The organism is Paenibacillus sp. PSB04, assembly GCF_025809195.1.
Lineage (GTDB): Bacteria > Bacillota > Bacilli > Paenibacillales > Paenibacillaceae > Paenibacillus_AQ > Paenibacillus_AQ favisporus.
Genome location: NZ_CP081301.1, coordinates 5,328,010 through 5,350,239 on the forward strand (window position 1 = coordinate 5,328,010; position 22,230 = coordinate 5,350,239).

The window sequence follows — 22,230 nt, forward strand, 5'->3', positions numbered from 1 at the left end:
AGCGTATAAGATTTAATTCGCTGTCAATGGAGTCCGGGAAGAACCGGCCCATTCACCCACTGGCGTGACGGTGTAGGTCGTGCCTTTCACAAGTTTGCTGTCTGGTGCAAGATCGAAGATACCCACGGCCCCTTTGCGGCTGGAGTATTTATAGGCGGCGGTCAGCTTATGCCCTTCCGCATCCGTCAGCTCGACACTGCGGCCCGAGAACAGCTCGTCTCCCGGGTCTTCCGACAGCGTAACCGTAATGGAAGTCTCGCTCACGGCTTCGGCACCGACGATGTCAAGCGGTGCGATGCTCTGCGCCACGAAAGATGGGCGTTCCATCTGCGCCCAATCCGAAGTCACGGTATAGGTGACGCCCGGAGTCAGGGTTTTGCCCTCAGGCAGGCGGAATTTCGGTTCCTGTCTGCCATCGGTCGACTGCGTGAATGGTACATATTTAGCGACCATCGGTTGTCCGCCCTCCGGCGTGATCGTTACCTCCCTGGCTTGTCCGGAGGAAATGATCTGATAGGTTTTGCCATTGGCGCGGTTGTTTTCGTCGAGGACGAAGGCTGCCGCTCCCCGGCCGGTGCTGTACGCGGAAATGACATATCCGTAGTCTACCACACCGTTCGCCTGTAGGGATTCCAGCTCAAACGTATCATTGGTTACCTGTCTGGCCTCGGTCATGTTCAGCTTGTCTGCATTCCCGGTAAAAGTCCCCGCGTGTGTTCCTCTGTAGGTCAGGGAGTATTGGACACCCTGCTGCTGAACGGAGGTTGGTACAATATAAGTAGCGATGGAACCCGTTTTCAGCCGCGGAAGATTGGTTAACGTAAGACCGCCGGTGAAGGCAAAGTCTTCTTTCGCTTTCGTAAATGCCTCGTTGTCCGCCGTTAATGGCGCATCGAACGTCACGATCAGCGTAATCGCATTTAAGGAACGGATGCTGGTGATTTTAGCTTTGTCCGACGGGATCGCCCGCTGCGCCATATTCAGTAAATACGCAGTTTCTCCGCGAGTGACCGGACCGCTGCCTGGATCAAGGCTTTCAGCCCAGTATTCCACGGATTTCGCATCCCGCTTCAGTGCTTTAGTTACAATCTGTACAAGTTCCGTTTTCGTTACGGTTCCCCGGGGCTCGAAACGGCCATCATTTGCTGGCATGATCCCTTGTGCTGCCGCTTCAGCGGCATATTTCGAATACCATGCCTGCGGATTGACATCTGTGAATCCCTGCTGTGCCTGATCTGCACCTTGCAGACTAAACGTCAGGGTAAGCAATTTGGCCAGCTCCGCACGTGTGACTGGCTGTTCTAAGGCGAGTGAACCGTCCTCGTACCCCTGCATAATATGAAGCTGCGATAACTGACGGACTGCTTGGCTGATATCTCCTTCTCCGAGCGCCCTTGAATCGTCTGCGGCATGCACGGCACCGATAGGCAAGGCGGCTGTTCCCAAAGCTGCGGCCAGCATCAAGCCGGCCAGTTTGTTAGCATGTTTATTCATCGATGGTTCCTCCTTCAATCCCATAGATGGATTGGTGTTTGTCATGTCCCTATCGTAAACGAGACGGATAAACGGCCAAGAAACCCGGCATAAACAAAATCGAAACTTTATATTAACAATTTATTAAATCGGTTAGACGGTGAACCGGTATCCCGCTCCCCATACCGTTTCGATATACTGCGGGTTGGACGGATCGACCTCCATCTTCTCCCGCAGTCTCCGTACGTGTACGGTGACGGTCGCGATATCCCCGTTCGAGTCCATGCCCCAAATCCGTTCAAACAGCTCGCTTTTGCTGAATACCCGGTTCGGATGACTGGCCAAAAATTCGAGCAGGCTGAATTCACGGGAAGTAAATATAACCTCCTTATTGCGGACGTACACCCGGCGTGCCGCCTGGTCAATGACCAGGCCGCGGATATGGATTTCGGTTTTGTGGACCGCTTCATGCCTGCTCATGAGCCGTTCATACCGGGTCAAATGCGCCTTTGCCCTGGCTACCAGTTCACTCGGGCTGAACGGCTTCGTAATATAATCGTCGGCCCCCAGGTTAAATGCGCGTATTTTATCGATTTCTTCATTTTTGGCGGAGACGATCAGGATCGGAACTTCCTTTGCCTGCCTGATCCTGCTGCATAATTCAAAACCGTCCAATCCCGGCAGCTGCAGGTCGACAATGATAAGATGGTAATCCGTTTCAAGAGCAAGCTGCAGTCCTTCGTCTCCATGATGGCACAAATCCACATGAAATCCGTTCAATTCAAAATAATCCCGTTCCAACTGCGCGATAGTGGTTTCGTCTTCAATAATCAGAATGCTGCCGGCCATCTCTGCCTTCCCCTCCTTCGTATGTGGTACGCCGCAGCGTGAAGAACACGCGTGTACCCACACCTACCTCGCTTTCCACCCAGATCCTGCCCCCGTGCCCCTCAATGATTTGGCTGGCTATGGCCAGTCCCAGACCACTGCCTCCGGTTGAAGAATTCCGCGAAGCTTCGGCGCGGTAGAATCGTTCGAAAATATGCGGCAGTGCTTCTTGCGGAATCCCCGTCCCGTTATCGCTGATTTCGACAGTTACCCATTCCCGTCCGGGATGAACGGAAATATGAATGTTCTTATGTTCTTTATCCATGTAGTTCTGAGCGTTCCCGATCATATTAAGCACGGTACGCTTTATTTTTTCCAGGTCGGCAAATACGTTGACCGGCGGAATGGGCCGATGAGCCCATCCGATGACCACTCCCTTCTCTTCCAGAACGTATCGCTGCTCCTCGATGCAGTCGTCCAGAAAGTCGACGATATCAACCGCCACAAGCGTGAACGGCACCTGTTTCAGATCCAGCTTGGAGTACAGGAACAGCTCATCCACGAGCTTGTCCAGGTCAACCGCTTTGGAATAAATGATGTTGACATACTTGTTCATTTTTTCGGGTGTATCCGCCACTCCATCACGAATGCCTTCAATATAGCCTTTAATATTGGTGATCGGTGTCCGCAGGTCATGTGAAATGTTCGAGATGAGCTCCTTCCGGTTCGCCTCATCCTCCAGCCGCAGCTGAACCGACTCCTGAAGCCTTTTCCGCATGTTTTCAAAAGCTGCATTCAGCTGTCCGATCTCATCCTTTGTATTCGGTTCAAGCGAAAACTGTAGATTGCCCCTCTGAATGTGCTCTGCCGAGTGACGAAGCCGGTCCAGCGGCTTAACAACGCTGCGTGTAATCCAGCGGAAGAGCAGCGCATTGAATATCACGATAATGCCTGCCAAACTAATGACGAATGCCGGGAGAAGCTTTCTCGTGACTTCGCCAAACGGACTCCTCTCGCGGATGACGAACACACTGCCTTTCTGGCCGTCCGAGTAATGGAAGTCGTATTTGGCGTACGCATAAAAACGCTCACCGATATTAAACGTACTGCGAATTTGGTTGTTGTTCAGGTCATAAGGCGGAAGATGCCGTTCCAACTCAGGCTGGTTGAACGTATACGACTGGTAGATGCGTCCGCTCTCACGGCGTACATACAGCCCGGCTCTGACCGTTTTGAGCTTGAAATCGAAATCCTTCAGCAGCTGCTGATCCTGCAATCGATCCGGCTCATTTTTGGCAAGATACTTCAATTCCAAAAAAATAGATTCTTCTTGTTCCGTCAGCGGATTGAGCTGATAGTGGACTTTGTAAAAATCGCGCAGGCTGTGCACGTCGCCCGTCGCCGCGATCGTAAACAGGCTCGCCGTCATGGCAAAGACCAACAGACTGATGAGCAGCATGCCGGTATAGGATAATAAAAGCTTGATGCGGATGGACATTTGCTCACCTCCGTCTTTGATAGGTACAGAAAAAGCGAACGGTCCTGACCGTTCGCTCTTTAGCGCATGGATTATCACATGCATTATTTTAGCGGATATGCTGAAAGTTACGAACCTGCTCGTTCCAGTATTGCGGCGATTTCGTGATAACCTTTGCTTTGGGCATGCTGCAGCGGAGTGATGCCTTCCGCATCCGCAATCTCCCGATCCGCGCCATGATCAACCAGCAGCCGGACGATTTGCTGATGCTTCTCCCCGCCGTTTCCCAAAATGACCGCTTCCAGCAAAGCCGTCCAGTGCAGGCGGTTGATATGATTGACATCGATATCGGTGCGGGTCAACAGCTCCCGGACCACTTCGACATGGCCCCGTTCAGAAGCGGGGATCAGCGCCGTCCCGCCATAGCGGTTGGTCAGTTTGGTATCTGCATCAGCGTCGATCGCCAGTTGAACGATATCCAGCATTCCCTCAGCTCCGGCATACAGAAATACATTGTTGAGCAGATGATCCCTGATGTTGATGTCCGCCCCTTTGCTGATCAGCAGCCGGACCATCTCCGTCTGATGGTTGTACGTCGCAGCCATGACGGCCGTTCTGCCCCGCTCATCCTGTGCGTTCATTTCGATTCCGTCCTGAAGCAGGTTCTGTACCGCCTCAAGATCACCTACTTCCGCCGCTTGTATGAATTGTTGAGTCACCGTTTCCACCCCCGTTGATGACAATTGTTCCTTCGCTTGTTCTCTTGAAGAGCCCGGCATGATGTCGCATGAGCTGAGCCAAAGTATGCAAACGATACACAAAAAGAGACGAATCATAGATCAAATCCCCTTTTTCCTACTCAACGACATGCTAACACGCCCTACTCCATATGCAAAATATTTAAAACCTTTGTTTCGCTTACTTTTTTCATATAGCAAAATCTATGCCCCATCATTACACATATGAAGCATAAGTGAAGCATAAGTTTGCCAAACATCGAGGCGGGTAATAATAAGAAAGTGAATTTGAATTCGAGGAGGCTTTCCCCATGACAACCCAAGATCCGAAAAAGATACTGAAACAAAAGCATGAGCAAGATGAGCAGAAGGCGGAATTCACTGAATTCGCCCGCAGCCAGTCGGGACACACTGAAATGGAAGCCGGCCAGGAATTCGGCCATGACCGCGCGCCCGACGAACAAAACCGCATGAAATCTGTTGAGAATCGTCAGAGCAGCCGTTAAGGAGTTATCGTCCAGCCCAGCTACCCATTGAATATAGATCAACAAACAAGCCGCCCCGGAGATGCCGGAAGCGGCTTGTTTCATGATTCTTTCATCATTCGAACAAACTCCGTGGACGCTGGTGAAATCTCCGCAAATGAGAGCGCGATGATCCCGATCTCCCTGGTGATGACCGGCGTAATGGGCTTTACGATCAGTTCATGGGACACGGAAGACAGCGTAAAATCGAAAACAAGACCGATCCCGAGTCGTCTGCGGACCATCTGGATCAAGGTTTCGGCGGTTTGGACGGTCAAGCTGCTTTCGAGATTAAAATGGTGCTGTTGTACTGCACTGTTCAACGCCGCCTCATGTCCGCCTTTACAATAAATCATGTCTTGCTCATATTTTCCGAGATCCACAATCTCTGAATTGTGCAGCTCATGATCGTCCGGAATGACGGCCACCATGTGATCCTGAACCAGGCTATGATGCTCAAAGCCCGCAAACGGAGAAGCGACGAGCCCGATTTCCACGGTACGGTCGGTAACCCATTCCTTGATCTGGTCGGATACCCCCTCACTCAGCTCGATTTGAACTTGTGGGTACTTGGCCCGGAACCTGGAGATCGCCTCCGGGAGCAACAGGGTCGACGCCGCAGGAAACGAGCCGATTTTGACTTTTCCGGTTAACAGCTGGTTCTCCCGGCTGGCTGCCTGGAAAATACGATTTTCAATGGACTGCATCTGCCTGGCCAATATCAGAATCTCCCTGCCGACATCGGTCAGCATGATCCCCTTCTGCTTATCCCTGACAAACAGCCTCACTTGCAGCGCATCTTCCAGCTGTTTAATCGTTTTGCTCACAGCCGGTTGGGATATAAACAACGCTTTCGCCGCTTCGGTAATGTTCATTTTCTCAGCGGCTGCCACAAAGACATTCAGATGGTTCAAGTTTAAATTCATCACTCAACATCATAACCTAATGGTTATCTCCTCTATTACTAATGTGTATTTCAGTTATGAACTATTATAACGTATTCTAAATGCATGACAACACGGATGCCCTGCACACATTCAAAGGGTTGGTTGAAAAGGAGGAGATTACCTTGATCGATCATGCAAAAAACGTGGAAATTCCTCAGGCATCGGAGGATTCCCGCGTATCAACACGCCGCATCTGGATTACCGCCTGGATCGTAACCGCCGTATTTATGCTGTCTAATTCAGCAACGCCGTTGTATGTGGAGTGGCAGACGGCGATGGGATTTTCGAATGGAACGTTGACGGTTATTTTTGCCGCCTATATTCTGGGTCTGCTCGGCACGCTGCTCGCGGCCGGCCAATTATCGGACCGCTTCGGACGCAAGGCCGTACTGTATCCGGGTCTATTAGCAGCGGTGGCGGCTTGTGTGCTGTTTGCTTCGGCCGATTCTGTCGGCATGCTGCTGGCGGCGCGGTTGCTAACAGGCATAGCCGTCGGCGTCATCGTCTCCGCAGGCATGGCTGCTGTAGTGGACACTGGCGGACACAGTAAAAAACAGCTGGCATCCCTTGCCGCCTCCGTGGCCATGGTCCTCGGAGCCGGGCTGGGGCCTTTGCTGGCCGGAATGATGGCCCAATTTCTTACGCATCATGTTGTCACGGTGTTTACCACTCAATTGATCATTTTGGCAACAGCCTTCATGGTGGCAGCCCGCCTCCCCTCCCGGCAGCACCCTGCACGCGAAGGATGGAAACTGCGCTTCCCAACAATTCCTAAGCAAAACCGCCTGCATTTAGCTTTAGGAATATCCGCGTTTGCTCCAGGCATTACCTCGACTTCCTTTGTGCTGTCGCTGGGTCCGTCACTACTGTCCAAACTGCTTCATGTGACCAGTCCCTTGGTAGCTGGAGGTACGGCCTGTATCATGTTCTTGGCGGCGACGGGAATTCAATTCGCTGTCAAAAGGCTGCCTGTTCGCAGCCTGTTTCTCCTGGGAAGTGCGGCAACCCTTTTGTCCATGATATGCCTGGTTGCTGCTGTCATTGAGTCGGCACCCGTGTTGCTGGTTATAGCCGCTGTATTTGCCGGTGCAGGACAGGGATTAGGGCAGCTCGGAGGCCTGACGCTGATCAGCCTGCATGTTCCGGCACACCGCCGCGCCGAAGCCAACGCGGTACTGAATATCGGAGGTTATGTACCTGCCGCACTGCTGCCGATCGGAACAGGATTTGTGATCGATATGACCAGCATCTCCCTGGGTGCCTCGCTGTTTGCAGCGGTTTTGGCGGCGGTTTCGGTCGCGGGCGCCGTTTTTGTAAAAGTGAAGTTAAGCAAATAAATGAAATCGAAAGTTATCCCTCTGGAATGAACAATTCAAAATGATGTACCGGGCGAATTTCGATGCGCCAGCCAAACGATTCGCCCGCGCTCACCTGAACGGCCGGATGAAGAGATGCCACACGGACCGCATCTTCAAGATCCTCAGCTTCGATCAGAAATGCGCTGCCAATCAGCTCCTTTGATTCGGTAAATGGGCCATCCATCATTCTCAGCTTTCCGTTCTTGCGCTGCAGGGTCGTCGAGGCCTTGTCCAGGCCGGCGTCGAGAAGCACCTTCCCGCTGTGATACAACTGTTCAAGATGGGGCTTGCACTCCCGCATTACCCCCTCGATTTCTTCCTGGGGTCTGACATCCATCAGATCCGGTTCCAGGTAACCCAAACACAAATACTTCATAACTTCATCTCCTCATCGTCATATACAGCATTATAACGCTGCCTATATAAGACGACGAGAGAGATATTCCCGGATCGACATTTCTTTGCGAAGGACTGAAAAAATAGTTTATTTCCGAGCTCCGCTGCCGCGGACTAGGCTGACCAGGAGTATAAGGATCGGCAGCAGCAGCAAAGCGATGATGGAACTGCCCGTTCCCCCAGTGGGAAAATAATGAAGCATCTGCTGGAAATTTTTAGCCACCCAGATACTGAACACACCGATCAGCAGCCCAACCGGAAATACCAGTAGACGGAAATCCGTCATCTTTAACCATTGGGCAGTTCCCAAAGCAAGCGTGTAATACCACATCGAAATTTGCGCAAAGCCCCCGAGGATCCACAGCGCCATCACGATGGCTTCCACATGCGAAAAGAAATCAGCGATATTCACAAAGCGCGAAGCAGACAGGAACGGGAAGGTGAGATTGGCAGTCGATTCCCCAAACAAAAACAAACAAGTAAAATTCGTGATGACCATCGTGATCATCATTAGAAATACGGCAAACAGCCCACCCTTGAGGCCGTTGTCTCCTTTTCGGACGGACGGGTAGACCGATGAAATAAAGATGAATTCCATAAACCAAACCGAAGGCTCTAAAGAGCCTTTTAGCGAAGGCTTGATTCCGGTCCCCAGAATGGGGAGCATGTTGGAAAAGCGATATTCCGGCAGAAGAAACAGAAAAATCGCCAGGACAAAGCACAAAAAAATCGGACCGAATATTTGCGCGAATCGTCCAATCACTTCCACGCCGGACCGGACGGCAAATGAACATGTCAATACAATACACCCGATAATCATGACCAGCGGAGTTTTGGGCAGAAACGCCTGTACGATGAATTCGGCGTATTCCCGGGTAATCAAGCCGATCGCGTCGATTTGGAATAAGAGGAAAACGATGCCCAGAATGCTTCCGGCCCACTTCCCAAAAAGGTGCTGCGTCTGCTCGATCATCGTAAGCCCCGGATTTCTCCGATACAGCAGCCAAGCGACCGTCACGCTGAAGAAACCGAAGAAAGAGCCAATGACCGGCGAAATCCACATATCCTGCTTGGCATACATCGCGGTAAAAGAAGGCACGACGAGTATGGAGGTCCCGCCGATCATCAGGTACATCATCAAACACAGTTGAAGATTCGAAACTTTCTCCTTATCCATTCCGCCGTCCCCTTCCTAACCTTCGGGATAAAAGATAACCCAGATCGGTTTGGTCACTTGATTAATCCATTCGGTCGGACCGGGCAAGCCGGGAGCAAATAACAGCATGACCGCTACTACCCACCCGGCGAAGGTAATGACGGCAATGGCTGCCCGTTCCTTTTTCTTGTTCGGCTCCACACTCGAAAAATCATATATAAACACGGCCACAAAGAGCAGCGTAATGCCGAGCAGTTTGAGAACAATCATCGCTTATCCCTCATTTAAAGGTTTTACCGGAAAAACCAGGCGAAATAATATGTACACTGGAATGGGAGTAAACGCTGATTTCCGGGAATATTTCATCCCATCGGGCCTGTTCCTTGGTCCAACGTGTAGGATACTTTTGCCAAAACGCATCGGCCGTTCCGAAAACATCGGCGCCAGTCTCATCCTGGATCTGCCGAAACGTCTCTTTCACCTTGGACTCGATTTCCTTGTTCAGCTGCTGTTCCAATCGGGGCATTTCTTGGGGCAGCATCACATTGACATGGGTTTCATTCTGAAGCACACTTGCTTCACCTTCAATCCGGATCATAACACTCCATTGATTTCTGCGAATCAACGGAATCAGCTTCGTATGGCATTTGATCAGCCGGACGGACATGATACCCCCATCATCGCCTTTACTTTCCTGTACAGGAAATGTTACCGTCGTTGATTCCAGCTCGTTACGGATGATCTGAACGTATCGCTTGACTTCTCCTTGATATTGACCCGCCATTTTCCCCTTCATTAAAACCGCCGCCCCGTTAATGTACGGGTAAGCATTACTTTGTCCAGATTCCTCCTTTTTCCCGATGAGTGGAACGATAATTGCTTTCGACCGACCTGCCAGCATTCCTCCCAAATCTTTAAGCGTAACTCCCATGCCTCCGGCTAGAACGGTCAATTCGCGAAGGGTTTCCGCGCTGTCCCGCTCCATTCGCGTGTTTATGCTCAAAATACTCTTAGCCCTTCCTTGGCTGATAAAAAAATAAGCATGCTCCCTCGGCTGGGGATGGCGAAAGAGAAAATCGACCTGATCCATGATCCCCCTCTTGGCGAGCTCCTCCCCCACGATAAATACTTCGCTGTGGCCCCAAAAGACTTTGCGGGGCATTTCCTCCTGCAGCCGCTGGGCCGCATCCGCCAAATCCGTCCCGACTGCGCTTTTCACGATAACCATGTCTCCTTGGTTGCCACTGCTCGTCATCTCGCCGTCGCTGCTCATGCTGGACTGGTTGGGCGTGTAGACTTGAACGGACAGCTCTACTTTCCCGTTTGGCGCAGCATCCATCCCAGCTCCCATAATTAAAGCCAGATCGTTCACCTCGGTGCGGTCCCAGCACCCTGTAACGAGCGGGATGATCGTAAACAGAAAAAACGCAGCGGCAAGTCTTGCGCTTTTCATTTTCTTCGGCCTCCCCTTCCGGGTTCCGGACGCTGGTTAGCACCCTGGCGATACCTGTTCCAAACGCCGATTCGCGGTCTTGTATTCATTTTCCAAGTTGGGACGCGGACCAGGATGTCCTTCAGCTGGCTGAGATTGGTGGCTGTTGACAACGAAACATAAGGAACGCCAAAAGAACGAAGCGCGAACAGATGGGTCAAAATTAAGGTGATCCCCATCATCAGTCCGAAAAAGCCCAGAAAACCTGCCAGCAGCATCATCGGAAAACGAAGCAGCCGGACCGTGATGCCAAAGGCGAAATGGGGGATCAGAAACGAGGCGATCCCAGTGAGCGCAACGACCATAACCATCGGCGAAGAGACGAGGCCGGCCGCTATGGCCGCCTGACCGATGACCAGCGCTCCGACGATACTGACTGCAGCACCAATCTGTTTGGGAAGTCGAACCCCGGCTTCCCTTAAAGCTTCGAACGTAATTTCCATCAGCAGCGCTTCAACCAAAGCCGGGAAAGGGATTTGCTCCCTCGATTTGGTCATATTAAGCAGCAGCGTCGTTGGAATCATTTCCTGATGATAGGTAACGATAGCGACATAGAATGAAGGCCCGATGAGAGCAATAAACGCGAAAAAATAACGCAGCCAGCGGATGGCTGTGCCGATGTAATAACGCTGATAATGATCTTCCGGCGATTGCAGAAAGGTAAAAATCGTTGCTGGAGCAATCAAGGCAATGGGAGTTCCTTCTACGAGTATGGCCGCTCTGCCCTCAAGAAGATTGGCTGCCACCACGTCCGGCCGCTCCGTCGTCTGTAATTGCGGAAAGGGCGAATATGGATTATCCTCGATGAGCTCTTCAATCATCCCGCTTTCCAAAATCCCGTCGATGTTGATGCGGGAAAGACGGCTTTCGATTTCAGTAACCAGCGAAGATTCTATGATACCGCTGACGAAAGCGACGACAACTTCGGTCTGGGAAAAACGTCCGATCCGGATCGACTTCATCTTCAAATCGGGCGACTTCAGCTTGCGGCGGATCATGGACACATTGACCATCAGCGTCTCGATAAACCCTTCACGCGGGCCTCTGACGACGGATTCCGCCTCGGGTTCCGTGATCGAGCGCTGCTCCCACTTTGCCAGGTACAGAGAGATAGCCCTTTCTTCCCCATCCATGAGCAGGACGACATTGCCGTCACCAATCTCGATCACCGCCTGTTCCATCGTTTGGATCAGGGTATAGGAGGACACCGGCAAGCACTTGCAAAAATCCTCTAAGGTGTTGCCCCCATCTTCTGACAACTGTTTCAGAGTGGGTTCGAGAATGTAACGGTTAATCATGTCGCTGTCGGTCAAACCCATAAAGTAGACGATGACCGCAGGAGTTTGGCCGCAGCTGAAATCGTGGAACACGACATCAAAGCAATCCGCATACCGCTCTTTCAGATGAGAGATATTTTCTTGTAAACGAGCTGAGAAGATCACATCTTCATTGGTTTGCATGTCCACACCCCCAACCGGCAAAAGTCCATACTGGTGGCAAAATATACTTTTTTTAGTATCGCAATAAAAATTCCGCTAAACTCGTTCTGGCTACTTTGAAGTTTCTTCGATACAGTTTTAGTTAGATATAAGAATGTGTAGGCATCAGAGACTCGGCTTCCTTATATCGCACTAAAAATTTCCGCTAAACGTGGTCTGGCTTCTTTGAAATTTCATCGATACAGTTTTTTAGTTAGATATAAGGAAGAAATAGCATCGAAGAGCCTGCTTCCTTATATCGCAATAAAAATTTCCACTAAACGTGGTCTGGCTACTTTGAAGTTTCATCGATACAGTTTTAGTTAGATATAAGAATGTGTAGGCATCAGAGACTCGGCATCCTTATATCGCACTAAAAACTTCCTCTAAACGCGGTCTGGCTACTTTGAAATTTCATCGATACAGTTTTAGTTAGATATAAGAACAGTGTTGGCTTCGTTGGATCGACTCCCTTATATCGCACTAAAAATTTCAGCTAAAAGTGGTCTGGCTTCTTAGAATTACATCAATATACATTTTTAGTATGGTCAGAACAGCTTGAAAAATTCGGTAAACGAGAGATTTCTAATATTTCCGGAATTATGGATGAACAGAAAATAAGAAAAACGTCTATCGACGTACCTTCTAAGAAGAAAGACCGCGTTTAGCTGAAGTTTTTCTTGCGAGATCCGGAAGCGGAGGCTCCGAATCTTATACTTTCTGATCTCTTAAGAAAGGAACACCGCTGCACGGCAGTGCAGACAGTGTTCCCTCAAGTGCTTGATTAGTATCCTGCGCAGATTTGATCCCGGAGACGGTAGAATTCCTTCAGCTGGTCCTGCTCATAAGCGTATCCGGCGCGAATCAGCAGATCTTCCCGCTCCTTACGGGCCACAAGCTGCAGTCCGACGGGAAGCCCTTCGATTGTCAGCCCGCAAGGAATGGACAGAGCCGGAACCTCCACCATGTTGAACAGGCCCGTATAACGGGTCATCGCGTCAAAGACACTTTCCGTATAATCGCCAAAATGGACTTCGTCCACGCCGATTTTCCGCGCAGGGATCGGGATCGTCGGTGTGGCCAGCACATCAATGCGTTCGCGGAACAATTTATCGAACATGTTCATATACATTTCTTTTGTCTTAAGCGCTTCGATATACTGCAGCGAGGTGATATCCCGGGACGATTCCAAAAAGGCTCTGGCATCCGCTCCGTATTGCGATAAGCAGCATTCCATCCGGCTTTTGTGGACATAACCGGCCTCCGAAGCGGCGATGGTCAACGAAACCTCGCTGTTCCCCTCCACAAAGGAGACGTCCGTATCAATGAGAATGGCACCGAGCGACTCCAGCGCCTCCAGTGATTGAAGATACAATGCATAGGTTTCCGGGTCGATGTGTTCGTTAAAATAGCTGGTCGGCACGCCGACACGAAGCCCCCGGATGTCTTGATTCAGATATGGCAGGTAGGACTGCTTCGTCATGGCACTGAACAAGACTGCCAAGTCGGTCATATTGGCCGTGATCGGCCCAACATGATCCAGAGTCCAAGAAACGTAAAATACGCCCTCAGTAGGTACTTTGTTATACGTAGGTTTTAACCCGACAACGCCACAGGATGCCGCCGGAATCCGAACGGAGCCGCCCGTATCGGTCCCGATGGAAGCTGCCGTCAAATCAGCGGCTACCGCCGCAGCCGATCCGCCGCTGGAGCCTCCCGGCGTGTACTCATGATTCCATGGATTGTGCACAGGTCCATAATGCGGGTTATTTGAGGTGACACCAAGGGCATATTCATGCAGATTGTTTTTTCCCAGCAGGATCGAATCCTGCAGCAGCAGCCGCTGGACGATAGCAGCGTTCTCGTCTGGAATGTGATTAGCGTCAATCGAGGAGCCGTAAGTGGTGCGGATACCTTTCGTATCGATATTATCCTTATAGGAAAGCGGAATTCCGTACAGGAGACCGGTCTGCTCTCCCGATGAGGATTTGGCTTCGAGCCGCTTGGCTTCTCCCGTGGCCCGATCCTTGGCTACCGTAATATATGAATTGAGTACAGGATCTTTCTTTTTAATCCGTTTCAAATAATGCTTCGTAATGTCCAGCGTCGTCCAAGAGCCTGTTTTGTACCCGGATTGAATTTCCTGAATCGTTTTTCTCCCCATCATTCATTCTCCTTTCTTAGTCAGACAAACGAAAACTTCCCTTTCGGGAAGCTTTCATGTCCAGTTCTCTACTAAGCTATGCGGAAATGCTAGAGAACGTATGGGGTTTTTGACAATAAAAGGTAATTCTAAAACATCACGAATTACTAGGCAGGAGTCCGACGGATTTCCATACTTGCTCGTAAACAGACTTGATCGGGATCCTGTTCTCTTGGGCTATTCGTTTGCAGTCCTCAAACTCCGGAGCGCATTGAACGGTCTCCCCGTGATGAATACCTAATTTTACGGTAACGGCTCCCCATTCTGTTGGGACCTGAGTAAATGTTCGTTCCAGACGGTGCACCGTGAGCGGATAATACCGGATGCCAAGCGTGGTTGTCTCGCGAAAAATGATTTCTTTCATCCGGTCGATCTTTTCTTTGGTGCATAGCAGCTGAAGCATCGTACCCGGCCGGTTTTTCTTCATGTAAATGGGCGTATAGAACACGTCGTTTGCACCGTTTTCGAGCAGAAGGTCCATCACGTAGCCCAGCCATTCACCCGAAATGTCGTCGTAGTTGACTTCCATCTTCACCATGTCATGATCGACATGTTCATGATTTGGGGGCAGCTCGGATTTCATAAGACAAACTCCTTTCGGATCAAGAGCATTATTCGCCCACGATGACACGCAGCACGTTCGGCCGGTCGGCAAACGTTTTGGTCCCTGCTCCGTAACCGACGGCGGTCACCTTGATAGACGGAATGGGCCCGTACTGCTGCGCCAGCACCGATACGATCGCCGCACCCGTCGGTGTCGTCAGCTCAAAGCGGACATCCGACGCTTCCAGCGGCACGCCCTTCAGAATCTCCAGCGTCGCAGGCGCAGGCACCGGGTAAATGCCGTGGTCGATCCGGATTTTGCCCATACCAACGGGCACGGGCGAGGAATGGATCGCTTCGATACCCATTTGATGAATTAAAATCGAGGCGCCGACAATATCGACGATGGAGTCTACTGCGCCTACTTCGTGAAAATGAACGTCGTCTAACGGAACGCCATGTATTTTTCCCTCAGCCTCCCCAATGATCTTGAAAATACGGAGCGCCGTGTCGCGTACCGGCTCCTCAAAACCGGCCGCTTCAATCATTTGGACGATATCCTTGTATGCCCGATGATGATGGCTGTGACTATGCGAATGATTATGGCTGTGATGGTGATGTGCATGGTCGTGAGGATGGTGGGCATGAAGATGGTGGTCATGGGCATGATGATCATGCACGTGGTCGTGATGGTTATCGTGTACATGATTGTGACTGTGCTCATGTCCATGATGATGTTCGTGACTGTGGTCGTGATCATGCTTGTGGCTATGGCTGTGAAGATGCGCTTCATGCTCGTGGAGAGATTCGCCTGAACCTTCCTCTGCCTCAAGATTCGCTTGGGAATGTTCATGCATGTGATGATGATCATCGTGATCTTTCTCATGCACTTCTTGCAAAAGCACGTCAAATTTGGTCGCGGTGATCCCGTTCTTGTTCACCTTGCTCCACTGCAGCGCATATTCTTCTTCGATGTTTAATTTCTGCAGCTCCGTCTGCATCCGCTGCGCATCACCGCCGGCATCCAGCAGCGCACCGATGAACATATCTCCGCTGATGCCGGAAAAGCAGTCAAGGTATAGCGTTTTCAAGTTCGTGTTCCCCCTCTATGTACAAGCTGATGAATCAGCGCGGCGTTATAACCTCCGCCGAATCCGTTGTCGATGTTCACCACGCTGATGCCTGAGGCGCACGAATTCAGCATCGTAAGCAGCGCCGACAAGCCTTGAAAATGAGCCCCATACCCGACGCTGGTCGGTACTGCGATGACCGGGTGGGAGACCAGGCCGCCCACGACGCTGGGGAGCGCCCCTTCCATCCCGGCCACCACGACAGAAACCGTCGCCTGCTGGATTTCCTCCAAATGGCTGAGCAAGCGGTGGATCCCCGCAACACCCACATCATATATCCGGTGGACTGTGCTGCCTAGCACTTCAGCCGTCACGGCTGCCTCCTCCGCCACGCGCAAATCCGAGGTTCCCGCCGCAATCACGGCAACATACCCTTGCGAATCATCAGCGGGCATCTGCTCCTTTTTCCAGTACAAGGCCCTTGCCGTCTCGTGATAACTGTAATCCGGACACGCCCGCAGCACCCTCTCGGCTTTTTCCTTGTCCACGCGTGTGACCAGGACGCTGCTGCCACGGGCTTGCAGGGCGCAGGCGATCGAAATGATATGATCCGCCGTTTTGCCTTCCCCATAGACGATCTCAGGGAAACCCTGCCGTTTACTGCGCTGGTGGTCAACCTTGGCAAAGCCGAGATCCTCAAATGCCGCCAGCCGCGCTTTGGCTTCCGCCACGCTCAAGGCCCCGCTGCGTACTTGCTCCAGAACGTCGTCCAACAAAGTTCTCATCCCCTTCCAGAGCTTTCGTTATGCCAACACCTTGTTCATGCTTCCGCTCTGATAGCCCACCAGGTCAAGCGTTACGTACTTGTATCCGTACTCCTGCAGCCTGCCGGAAATTTGTGAGTGCTGCTCCAGAACAGTCTGCATATCCTTCGGTTCCACTTCGATCCGCGCCGTGTCCTGGTGCGTGCGTACCCGTACCTGACGGATGCCGAGCGATTTCAAATAGGCCTCCGCTTTTTCGACCTTGCTCAGCTTCTCCTTGGTAATCCGTTCCCCATAAGCGATTCTCGAGGACAAGCAGGCAAAAGAAGGCTTATCCCAAGTGGGCAGGCCGTAGCCTCTGGACAGCTCGCGGATTTCTTCCTTATACAATCCGGCTTCCAGCAGCGGTCCGCGAATGCCCCTTTCCTTTGCCGCCTGCATGCCGGGCCGAAACTCATTCATGTCGTCGGCAATGACGCCGTAAACGATATTTTTATAGGATTGCTCCGTCAGCACGGGAACCAAATGGTCGAAAAGACTGCTTTTGCAAAAATAACAGCGGTTTTTCGTGTTTTCGGCATATCCGGGAATCGCCAGCTCGGAGGTTTCAATGACCTGATGCCGCGCTCCGATCCATTCGGCCAGCTCCCTCGCCTCTGCAAGCTCGGTCGACGGATACGTTTCCGAATCCGCGGTCACTGCCAGTACTTGATCCGGGCCGAGCGTATCGACAGCCGCCTTAAGCAAAAAGGTGCTGTCCACCCCTCCTGAAAATGCCACGACAACTGAGTTTAGTTCCCGCAGGATGGACTGCAGTTTCTCGTATTTTTCGGTTAGCATTGTCCTGCCTCCTTCCCGTATGGCCATTAAATCGTCATACTGCCGAACCCGCCATCCACCCGGATCATCGAGCCGGTGATAAAGCTCGACGCCTGATCCGAAGCAAGCAGGATCGCCGCCCCTTTTAATTCATCCGGCGTACCGAAGCGATTCATCGGCGTATGCCGCATGATCGATTCGACCCGTTCCGGGCTTAATATTTTCTGGTTCTGCACAGCCGGGAAAAATCCCGGAATGATCGCGTTCACGCGGATTCCCTCCGGCGCAAGCTCTCGTGCCAGGAATTGGGTGACGCTGTTCAATCCGGCTTTGGACACCGAATACGTAAACACTTTGGAGAGCGGCGTCGTTGAGGACACCGACGAGATGTTGATGATGCTCCCCTTCCGATTCTGCTCGACCATGCGTTTGGCGAAAATTTGGCAGGTAAGCACGATGCCCTTCAAATTCACGTCCATAATGCGGTCCCATTCTTCCATCTCCAGCTCGAAAAAGGGAGTGGTGCTGTTCGTACCCGGAGCGTTAAGCAGAATGTCCCATCCGCCAGACCATGCTTCGATGTCCGCGGCCGCTTGGACCAGAGACTCGCGCGAGCCCACATCCGCCTGAAATGCTTTCGCTTCCCCGCCTTGGCTCCGGATGACGCTTACGACTTCCTCCGCTTTGTCCAGGTTCCGCCCGACGATTGCCACCTTGGCCCCGTGTTCGGCAATGCCCTCGGCAATCGCCGAGCCGAGCACGCTGTTGCCGCCGACCGCTACCGCCGTTTTTCCCGTTAAATCAAACAAACTCGTCGTCATCTAGTGACTCTCCTCCGTTTTCGGTAAATTTCCGTGCTCGTCAAAAGGCAGATCATACGGCTCCGAGGCCAGCTCCATTTGCGGGTGCTGCTTCACATATTCAAACAGCGCTTCGGACACCTCGATTTGGCTCAGAACGAGCGTATTTTTGATCCTGACGATTTTCGCCTGGTTAAAATCCAGCACATTGCTCGTTTTCACCGCCGCCTGAATCGCTTCCTTGTCATTCGGCAGCGTCGTGGCGATCTTCGTCGGGGCGACGACGGTGGATGTCAGCCCGTTGGCGTAAGTAACCTCCAAATCCATCTTGTCGACAAGCCGCTGCGTCGTAAAGTCCGCCGTGCCCACCCCGTTTGCATTCCCTTCGGTTTGCGGCGTCAAATCCAGGACGACCATTTTGTTGACATCCGGCCCTCCGTGCGCATACGGCGTCGGATATCGGCCCGTGATGTTCGGATCCATGCCGTCGCCGCTGATGTTTTTGCCGATCTCGTCAATGATCAGCACTTCCAGCTGGTCAAAAAACAGCTTCGGCAGCAGTTCCTTCGCCTGAAGCTGCAGCTGCGGTTCCTTGTCGGTAATCTCCTCCGGCGTAAGCACCTCAACGACTGCAACCTTGTCGAACGCATTTTCGATGGTCGCTACCCCGAACAGGACCGGTTTCTTCTCCATGATCATTTTGGCCATGGCCGGAACGTTCTCGGCCATATATTTAAACCCTAGCTGGTGGCAGGCCTCCGCCCCTTTCTGCTTGCCAAGGCCGATGCTGATCATTTTCATGATGCCGCTCTCTACCGGTCCCCGAAAAGCCGTATGCGGCTTAATGCGGTTAATGACGACGATGCCGTCCGCGGCGGCGGCGTATTTATCCAAATACACCGGAAGGCCGTTCGGCAGCGCACCGAGCTGAACGACTTCCATCGAGGAGCGGATTTCGCAGCCGGCGCTCTCTTCCGTGACGCCCAGATGCGCCAGTACTTCCCGCTGCCCTTCCGCCGTGGCACCTCCGTGACTTCCCATGCTTGGCACAATAAACGGCTTAGCCCCCGCTTCCTTTAATGCTTTGACGGTCACGGCGGTTAGCTCCACGATGCGGTCAAGACCCCGGCTGCCGACAGCGATGGCGATTTCCATGCCGGGCTTGACCTTCTCCATAATGTGCGGCTGACGCAGCTTGGCCCCAAGGTCGCCGCCCAGGTCCACGATCTGTTCATCGTTGAACCGCACGTTGACCTTGGCCATTTTCGGAATCGGAATATCCTTCAGAAGCTCCTGCAAAATACCCATGCGCTTTCCCCTCCCCCGTTATCGTTTCATGAAATAGGCTTCGGCGTTGCCGTAACCGATGTTTCGAACCATCCGTTCCAGAGCCTCCATATCATTCGGCACGAGCCCCTTCTCCACCCAAGCTCCAAGAAGATTGCAAAGAATGCGCCGGAAATATTCGTGCCGGGCATAGGACAGGAAACTGCGCGAATCGGTCAGCATGCCGATAAAATGACTGAGCAGACCAACATTCGCCAGGTCCTTCATCTGCTTTTCCATACCATCTATATGATCGTTGAACCACCAGCCAGACCCAAACTGGACTTTACCCGGCACACCTTCCTCATAAAAGTTGCCCGTCATCGCGGCCAGGACAGCGTTGTCTTTCGGATTCAGATTGAACAGCACCGTTCTCGGCAGGGCGTCTTCCTGATCCAAAGCATCAAGGAAGCGAGCCAGACCCTGCGCAAGGTTCGTTTCACCAACTGAGTCAAAACCGGTATCGGCACCGATGCGGTTTTTCATCTTTGTATTGGTGTTGCGGAGCGCGCCCATATGCAGCTGCATGACCCACTGCTTGCCGGCGTACATTTTGCCGAGCTCCTTCAGCAGGAAAGAGCGATATGCGTTAATCTCAGCGCCTGACAATTCTTCACCGTTCAATCTTTTATTAAAAATAGGAACGATTTCTTCCTTTGTGACTTCTGCAAAATCAAGGTACGGGATATCATGGTCGGACGCACGACCGCCATGCTCATCGAAGTAATCCACGCGCCGTTGAAGCGCATTCAGGAAGGCATCCAGGGAACCGATGGTTTGGCCTGTAATCTCCCCGAGCTTATGTATCCATTCGGTGTAAGTGGGGCGCTCGATATTTAATGCTCCATCCGGTCTGAACGTCGGCGCGATGATGGTTTGAAAGCTGTCATCGGCAGCCAGCCGCTCATGATATTCCAGCGGGGACAGCGGATCGTCGGTCGTGCCGATAAACTTCACCCGGGCTCTGGCAATCAGCGCCCTCGGCAGAAAATCGGGCTGCTGCAGCTTGGCGTTGCATGCCTCCCATATATCGCGGGCCGTGGCTGGGCTCAGGATTTGTTCGATGCCGAACACGTTCTTGAGCTCCAAATGCGTCCAATGGTACAGCGGGTTGCCGATCAGGTGAGGAACCGTCTCCGCCCAGGCCATAAATTTATCCCAATCCTCCGCATCGCCTGTAATCAGCTGCTCACCGATGCCGTGCATCCGCATCGTACGCCACTTATAATGGTCGCCTCCCAGCCACAGCTGCGTAATATTGGCCCATGGCTTGTTCTCCCATACTTCCTTCGGGTCCAAATGGCAGTGAAAATCAAAGATCGGTAAATCGGCAGCCGCCTTTTCATATAACCGAACTGCTGCAGGGGTATCCAGCAAAAATTCCGAATCGAGAAATTGGCTCATCCTGTTCTCCTCTCCAGGGATCGATAATTGGTATGAAACCCTTTACAATTTTTAATTTGTTTATTAAACTTACAAAATATATTCGTACTGTACCAACTCCCCACGCCTTTGTCAATCGGGTAATTTCTGAGCGGGCGAGGCGGGTTCGTGCTACAATATGGTTTATGCTGAATTTTCATGACGTTCTAAAATGGGAGGAAACAAATGGTAACCGGAGACGCCTCTTATATTAAAAAGATCAACCGGGCGTTGATTATACGGGAAATTATGAAGGAAGGAAAAATTTCCAGAGCGGATCTGTCCAAGATTACGGCCTTGACCCGGGCGACAATCTCCGCGCAGGTCGCGGATTTGCTGGAAGAAGAACTGGTCGTCGAAACCGAGCTGGAGCACAACCCCGTCGGACGCAAACCGATTATGCTCTCCCTGAACGCCCAGGCAGGATATGCGCTCGGCATTGACCTGGACGCAGGACATGCGACATTTATGCTATCCGATTTAACTGGCCATCCGGTCACAACGGAAATCATTCCAATTCAATCGGAAGCCTATGAGGATATCGTACAGCTGCTGGCCTCGGCGATCAGACGTTATCAAAGCCGATGTGCAGGCAGCCGCTACGGGATGGTCGGCATCGTATTGGCGATCCACGGACTCGTCTCCAATGAAGAGACCATCAAGTTCGTGCCCCGGTTCCAATGGCAGGACGTTGACCTGAAGCAGGATCTGGAACGTGCAGTCGGTACAGCTGTCCATTTGGAAAATAACGCGAACCTCAGCGCTTTTGCCGAGCGGGCATACGCTCACCATACAACCGACAACCTGCTATGCGTAACGCTGTATTCCGGCATTGGGCTCGGCATGATCATGGACGGCAAGTTTTTTCGCGGCCATGAAGGCTTTGCCGGGGAAATCGGCCATATGATCGTCGTTCCCGGCGGAGAGCCCTGCGCTTGCGGCAACCGCGGCTGCTGGGAGAAGTATGCTTCGGAGACAAGCGTGCTCCGGAACATCCTTGCGGCCGAACCTGGTGACGCCTCGGATATGGAGTGGATCAGCCGGCGCATTGCCGATGGCGATGAACAAGTGCTTGACGCGCTGAATCAATTCGTCTATTACCTGTCGATCGGGCTGAACAATGTCATCAATATGTACAATCCGGACGTTGTCGTCATCGACAGTGAGCTTCTGCGAATGGTTCCCGATGCACTGCAGAGGATCCATCATCAGCTCCACTCCCAAATCAGCCATTACCGGGAGATCACACTGTCGGGCATGGGGCGGAAATCCTGCGTCATGGGTGCCTGCGCACTGGCGATTTCCCGTTTTCTGAACGTTCCTGTGCTTAGCTTGCCCTCCGGAGACGACCTTGCTGATTGATTACGGGTATGAAAATCTAACTGATGCTCGCTCCCACTCCCTTTTCACAAGCCCG

At 52.1% G+C, this 22,230-nt stretch carries 21 protein-coding genes; 3 read left to right on the forward strand and 18 right to left on the reverse strand.

The window, feature by feature from the left end; genetic code table 11:
- Positions 1–12: 12 nt before the first annotated feature.
- The 4 genes from K2F33_RS24610 to K2F33_RS24625 all read right to left on the reverse strand — a co-directional run bounded on the left by K2F33_RS24610 (position 13) and on the right by K2F33_RS24625 (position 4,497).
- Positions 13–1,494, reverse strand: a complete 1,482-nt coding sequence (locus K2F33_RS24610) for an S-layer homology domain-containing protein (protein WP_263879188.1) — start codon at positions 1,492–1,494, stop codon at positions 13–15.
- A gap of 132 nt (positions 1,495–1,626) precedes the next feature.
- Entirely contained in the window at positions 1,627–2,322 is a 696-nt protein-coding gene (locus K2F33_RS24615; RefSeq protein ID WP_263879190.1) for a response regulator transcription factor, read from the reverse strand.
- Entirely contained in the window at positions 2,297–3,799 is a 1,503-nt protein-coding gene (locus K2F33_RS24620; RefSeq protein WP_263879194.1) for a sensor histidine kinase, read from the reverse strand. Before K2F33_RS24620 ends, K2F33_RS24615 begins: the two co-directional genes overlap by 26 nt.
- Positions 3,800–3,906: 107 nt before the next feature.
- Positions 3,907–4,497, reverse strand: a complete 591-nt coding sequence (locus K2F33_RS24625) for an ankyrin repeat domain-containing protein (RefSeq protein ID WP_263879196.1) — start codon at positions 4,495–4,497, stop codon at positions 3,907–3,909.
- Positions 4,498–4,826: 329 nt separating this feature from the next.
- On the opposite strand from K2F33_RS24625, the gene K2F33_RS24630 reads away from it, so the two are divergent.
- Positions 4,827–5,021 carry a hypothetical protein gene (locus K2F33_RS24630; RefSeq protein WP_105443075.1) on the forward strand — a complete coding sequence of 65 codons (195 nt, stop codon included), beginning with the start codon at positions 4,827–4,829 and terminating at the stop codon, positions 5,019–5,021.
- Between the two features lie 80 nt (positions 5,022–5,101).
- Here the strand turns inward: K2F33_RS24630 and K2F33_RS24635 are convergent, their stop codons facing one another.
- Positions 5,102–5,965, reverse strand: a complete 864-nt coding sequence (locus K2F33_RS24635) for a LysR family transcriptional regulator (protein WP_089547168.1) — start codon at positions 5,963–5,965, stop codon at positions 5,102–5,104.
- Between the two features lie 143 nt (positions 5,966–6,108).
- Here K2F33_RS24635 and K2F33_RS24640 point away from each other — a divergent pair, with 143 nt between their 5' ends.
- The gene (locus tag K2F33_RS24640; RefSeq protein ID WP_263879200.1) at positions 6,109–7,323 is read left to right on the forward strand and encodes an MFS transporter; all 1,215 of its coding nucleotides are present in this window, start codon (positions 6,109–6,111) and stop codon (positions 7,321–7,323) included.
- Between the two features lie 13 nt (positions 7,324–7,336).
- Here K2F33_RS24640 and K2F33_RS24645 read toward each other — a convergent pair whose 3' ends face one another.
- From K2F33_RS24645 to uxaC, 13 genes are all read right to left on the reverse strand, one after another.
- Entirely contained in the window at positions 7,337–7,720 is a 384-nt protein-coding gene (locus K2F33_RS24645; protein WP_263879202.1) for a YciI family protein, read from the reverse strand.
- Positions 7,721–7,828: 108 nt separating this feature from the next.
- Positions 7,829–8,917, reverse strand: a complete 1,089-nt coding sequence (locus K2F33_RS24650; RefSeq protein ID WP_263879204.1) for a GerAB/ArcD/ProY family transporter — start codon at positions 8,915–8,917, stop codon at positions 7,829–7,831.
- A gap of 15 nt (positions 8,918–8,932) precedes the next feature.
- The gene (locus tag K2F33_RS24655) at positions 8,933–9,166 is read right to left on the reverse strand and encodes a hypothetical protein (protein WP_089547164.1); all 234 of its coding nucleotides are present in this window, start codon (positions 9,164–9,166) and stop codon (positions 8,933–8,935) included.
- Between the two features lie 10 nt (positions 9,167–9,176).
- Entirely contained in the window at positions 9,177–10,349 is a 1,173-nt protein-coding gene (locus tag K2F33_RS24660) for a Ger(x)C family spore germination protein (protein WP_263879207.1), read from the reverse strand.
- Positions 10,346–11,848 (reverse strand): spore germination protein, encoded by a 1,503-nt coding sequence (locus tag K2F33_RS24665; protein ID WP_263879209.1) that lies wholly within the window; start codon positions 11,846–11,848, stop codon positions 10,346–10,348. The genes K2F33_RS24660 and K2F33_RS24665 overlap by 4 nt, the downstream gene beginning before the upstream one ends.
- Positions 11,849–12,650: 802 nt before the next feature.
- Positions 12,651–14,033 (reverse strand): amidase, encoded by a 1,383-nt coding sequence (locus K2F33_RS24670; RefSeq protein WP_263879211.1) that lies wholly within the window; start codon positions 14,031–14,033, stop codon positions 12,651–12,653.
- A gap of 133 nt (positions 14,034–14,166) precedes the next feature.
- Positions 14,167–14,652: a nickel pincer cofactor biosynthesis protein LarC2 gene (larC, locus tag K2F33_RS24675; RefSeq protein ID WP_089547161.1), complete on the reverse strand. Its 486-nt coding sequence runs from the start codon at positions 14,650–14,652 to the stop codon at positions 14,167–14,169.
- 28 nt (positions 14,653–14,680) lie between these two features.
- Positions 14,681–15,703 (reverse strand): nickel pincer cofactor biosynthesis protein LarC, encoded by a 1,023-nt coding sequence (locus tag K2F33_RS24680; RefSeq protein ID WP_263879215.1) that lies wholly within the window; start codon positions 15,701–15,703, stop codon positions 14,681–14,683.
- Positions 15,700–16,467 carry a nickel pincer cofactor biosynthesis protein LarB gene (gene larB, locus K2F33_RS24685; protein ID WP_412973942.1) on the reverse strand — a complete coding sequence of 256 codons (768 nt, stop codon included), beginning with the start codon at positions 16,465–16,467 and terminating at the stop codon, positions 15,700–15,702. The genes K2F33_RS24680 and larB overlap by 4 nt, the downstream gene beginning before the upstream one ends.
- 18 nt (positions 16,468–16,485) lie before the next feature.
- Complete coding sequence (larE, locus tag K2F33_RS24690) at positions 16,486–17,286, reverse strand: ATP-dependent sacrificial sulfur transferase LarE (protein ID WP_152404169.1); 801 nt, start codon at positions 17,284–17,286, stop codon at positions 16,486–16,488.
- A 26-nt stretch (positions 17,287–17,312) separates the two neighbouring features.
- The gene (locus tag K2F33_RS24695) at positions 17,313–18,086 is read right to left on the reverse strand and encodes an SDR family oxidoreductase (protein ID WP_263879219.1); all 774 of its coding nucleotides are present in this window, start codon (positions 18,084–18,086) and stop codon (positions 17,313–17,315) included.
- The gene (locus K2F33_RS24700; protein ID WP_263879220.1) at positions 18,087–19,373 is read right to left on the reverse strand and encodes a nickel pincer cofactor-dependent isomerase, group 22; all 1,287 of its coding nucleotides are present in this window, start codon (positions 19,371–19,373) and stop codon (positions 18,087–18,089) included. It lies immediately after the preceding gene.
- Between the two features lie 18 nt (positions 19,374–19,391).
- A complete protein-coding gene (gene uxaC, locus K2F33_RS24705) occupies positions 19,392–20,795 on the reverse strand; it encodes a glucuronate isomerase (protein ID WP_263879222.1) in 1,404 nt (467 codons plus the stop codon).
- 204 nt (positions 20,796–20,999) lie between these two features.
- On the opposite strand from uxaC, the gene K2F33_RS24710 reads away from it, so the two are divergent.
- Positions 21,000–22,175, forward strand: coding sequence for an ROK family protein (locus K2F33_RS24710; RefSeq protein ID WP_263879224.1), 1,176 nt, complete (start codon positions 21,000–21,002; stop codon positions 22,173–22,175).
- Positions 22,176–22,230: the final 55 nt, after the last annotated feature.

What these genes read in the sequence shown, in the direction of transcription:
- K2F33_RS24695 (WP_263879219.1), bottom strand. Translation starts at nt 18,086, where the DNA reads ATGACGACGAGTTTGTTTGATTTAACGGGAAAAACGGCGGTAGCGGTC.
- K2F33_RS24615 (WP_263879190.1), bottom strand. Translation starts at nt 2,322, where the DNA reads ATGGCCGGCAGCATTCTGATTATTGAAGACGAAACCACTATCGCGCAG.
- K2F33_RS24710 (WP_263879224.1), top strand. Translation starts at nt 21,000, where the DNA reads ATGGTAACCGGAGACGCCTCTTATATTAAAAAGATCAACCGGGCGTTG.
- K2F33_RS24660 (WP_263879207.1), bottom strand. Translation starts at nt 10,349, where the DNA reads ATGAAAAGCGCAAGACTTGCCGCTGCGTTTTTTCTGTTTACGATCATC.
- K2F33_RS24655 (WP_089547164.1), bottom strand. Translation starts at nt 9,166, where the DNA reads ATGATTGTTCTCAAACTGCTCGGCATTACGCTGCTCTTTGTGGCCGTG.
- K2F33_RS24620 (WP_263879194.1), bottom strand. Translation starts at nt 3,799, where the DNA reads ATGTCCATCCGCATCAAGCTTTTATTATCCTATACCGGCATGCTGCTC.
- K2F33_RS24610 (WP_263879188.1), bottom strand. Translation starts at nt 1,494, where the DNA reads ATGAATAAACATGCTAACAAACTGGCCGGCTTGATGCTGGCCGCAGCT.
- K2F33_RS24650 (WP_263879204.1), bottom strand. Translation starts at nt 8,917, where the DNA reads ATGGATAAGGAGAAAGTTTCGAATCTTCAACTGTGTTTGATGATGTAC.
- larC (WP_089547161.1), bottom strand. Translation starts at nt 14,652, where the DNA reads ATGAAATCCGAGCTGCCCCCAAATCATGAACATGTCGATCATGACATG.
- K2F33_RS24645 (WP_263879202.1), bottom strand. Translation starts at nt 7,720, where the DNA reads ATGAAGTATTTGTGTTTGGGTTACCTGGAACCGGATCTGATGGATGTC.
- larE (WP_152404169.1), bottom strand. Translation starts at nt 17,286, where the DNA reads ATGCTAACCGAAAAATACGAGAAACTGCAGTCCATCCTGCGGGAACTA.
- K2F33_RS24670 (WP_263879211.1), bottom strand. Translation starts at nt 14,033, where the DNA reads ATGATGGGGAGAAAAACGATTCAGGAAATTCAATCCGGGTACAAAACA.
- K2F33_RS24630 (WP_105443075.1), top strand. Translation starts at nt 4,827, where the DNA reads ATGACAACCCAAGATCCGAAAAAGATACTGAAACAAAAGCATGAGCAA.
- K2F33_RS24665 (WP_263879209.1), bottom strand. Translation starts at nt 11,848, where the DNA reads ATGCAAACCAATGAAGATGTGATCTTCTCAGCTCGTTTACAAGAAAAT.
- K2F33_RS24635 (WP_089547168.1), bottom strand. Translation starts at nt 5,965, where the DNA reads ATGAATTTAAACTTGAACCATCTGAATGTCTTTGTGGCAGCCGCTGAG.
- K2F33_RS24700 (WP_263879220.1), bottom strand. Translation starts at nt 19,373, where the DNA reads ATGGGTATTTTGCAGGAGCTTCTGAAGGATATTCCGATTCCGAAAATG.
- larB (WP_412973942.1), bottom strand. Translation starts at nt 16,467, where the DNA reads ATGAGAACTTTGTTGGACGACGTTCTGGAGCAAGTACGCAGCGGGGCC.
- uxaC (WP_263879222.1), bottom strand. Translation starts at nt 20,795, where the DNA reads ATGAGCCAATTTCTCGATTCGGAATTTTTGCTGGATACCCCTGCAGCA.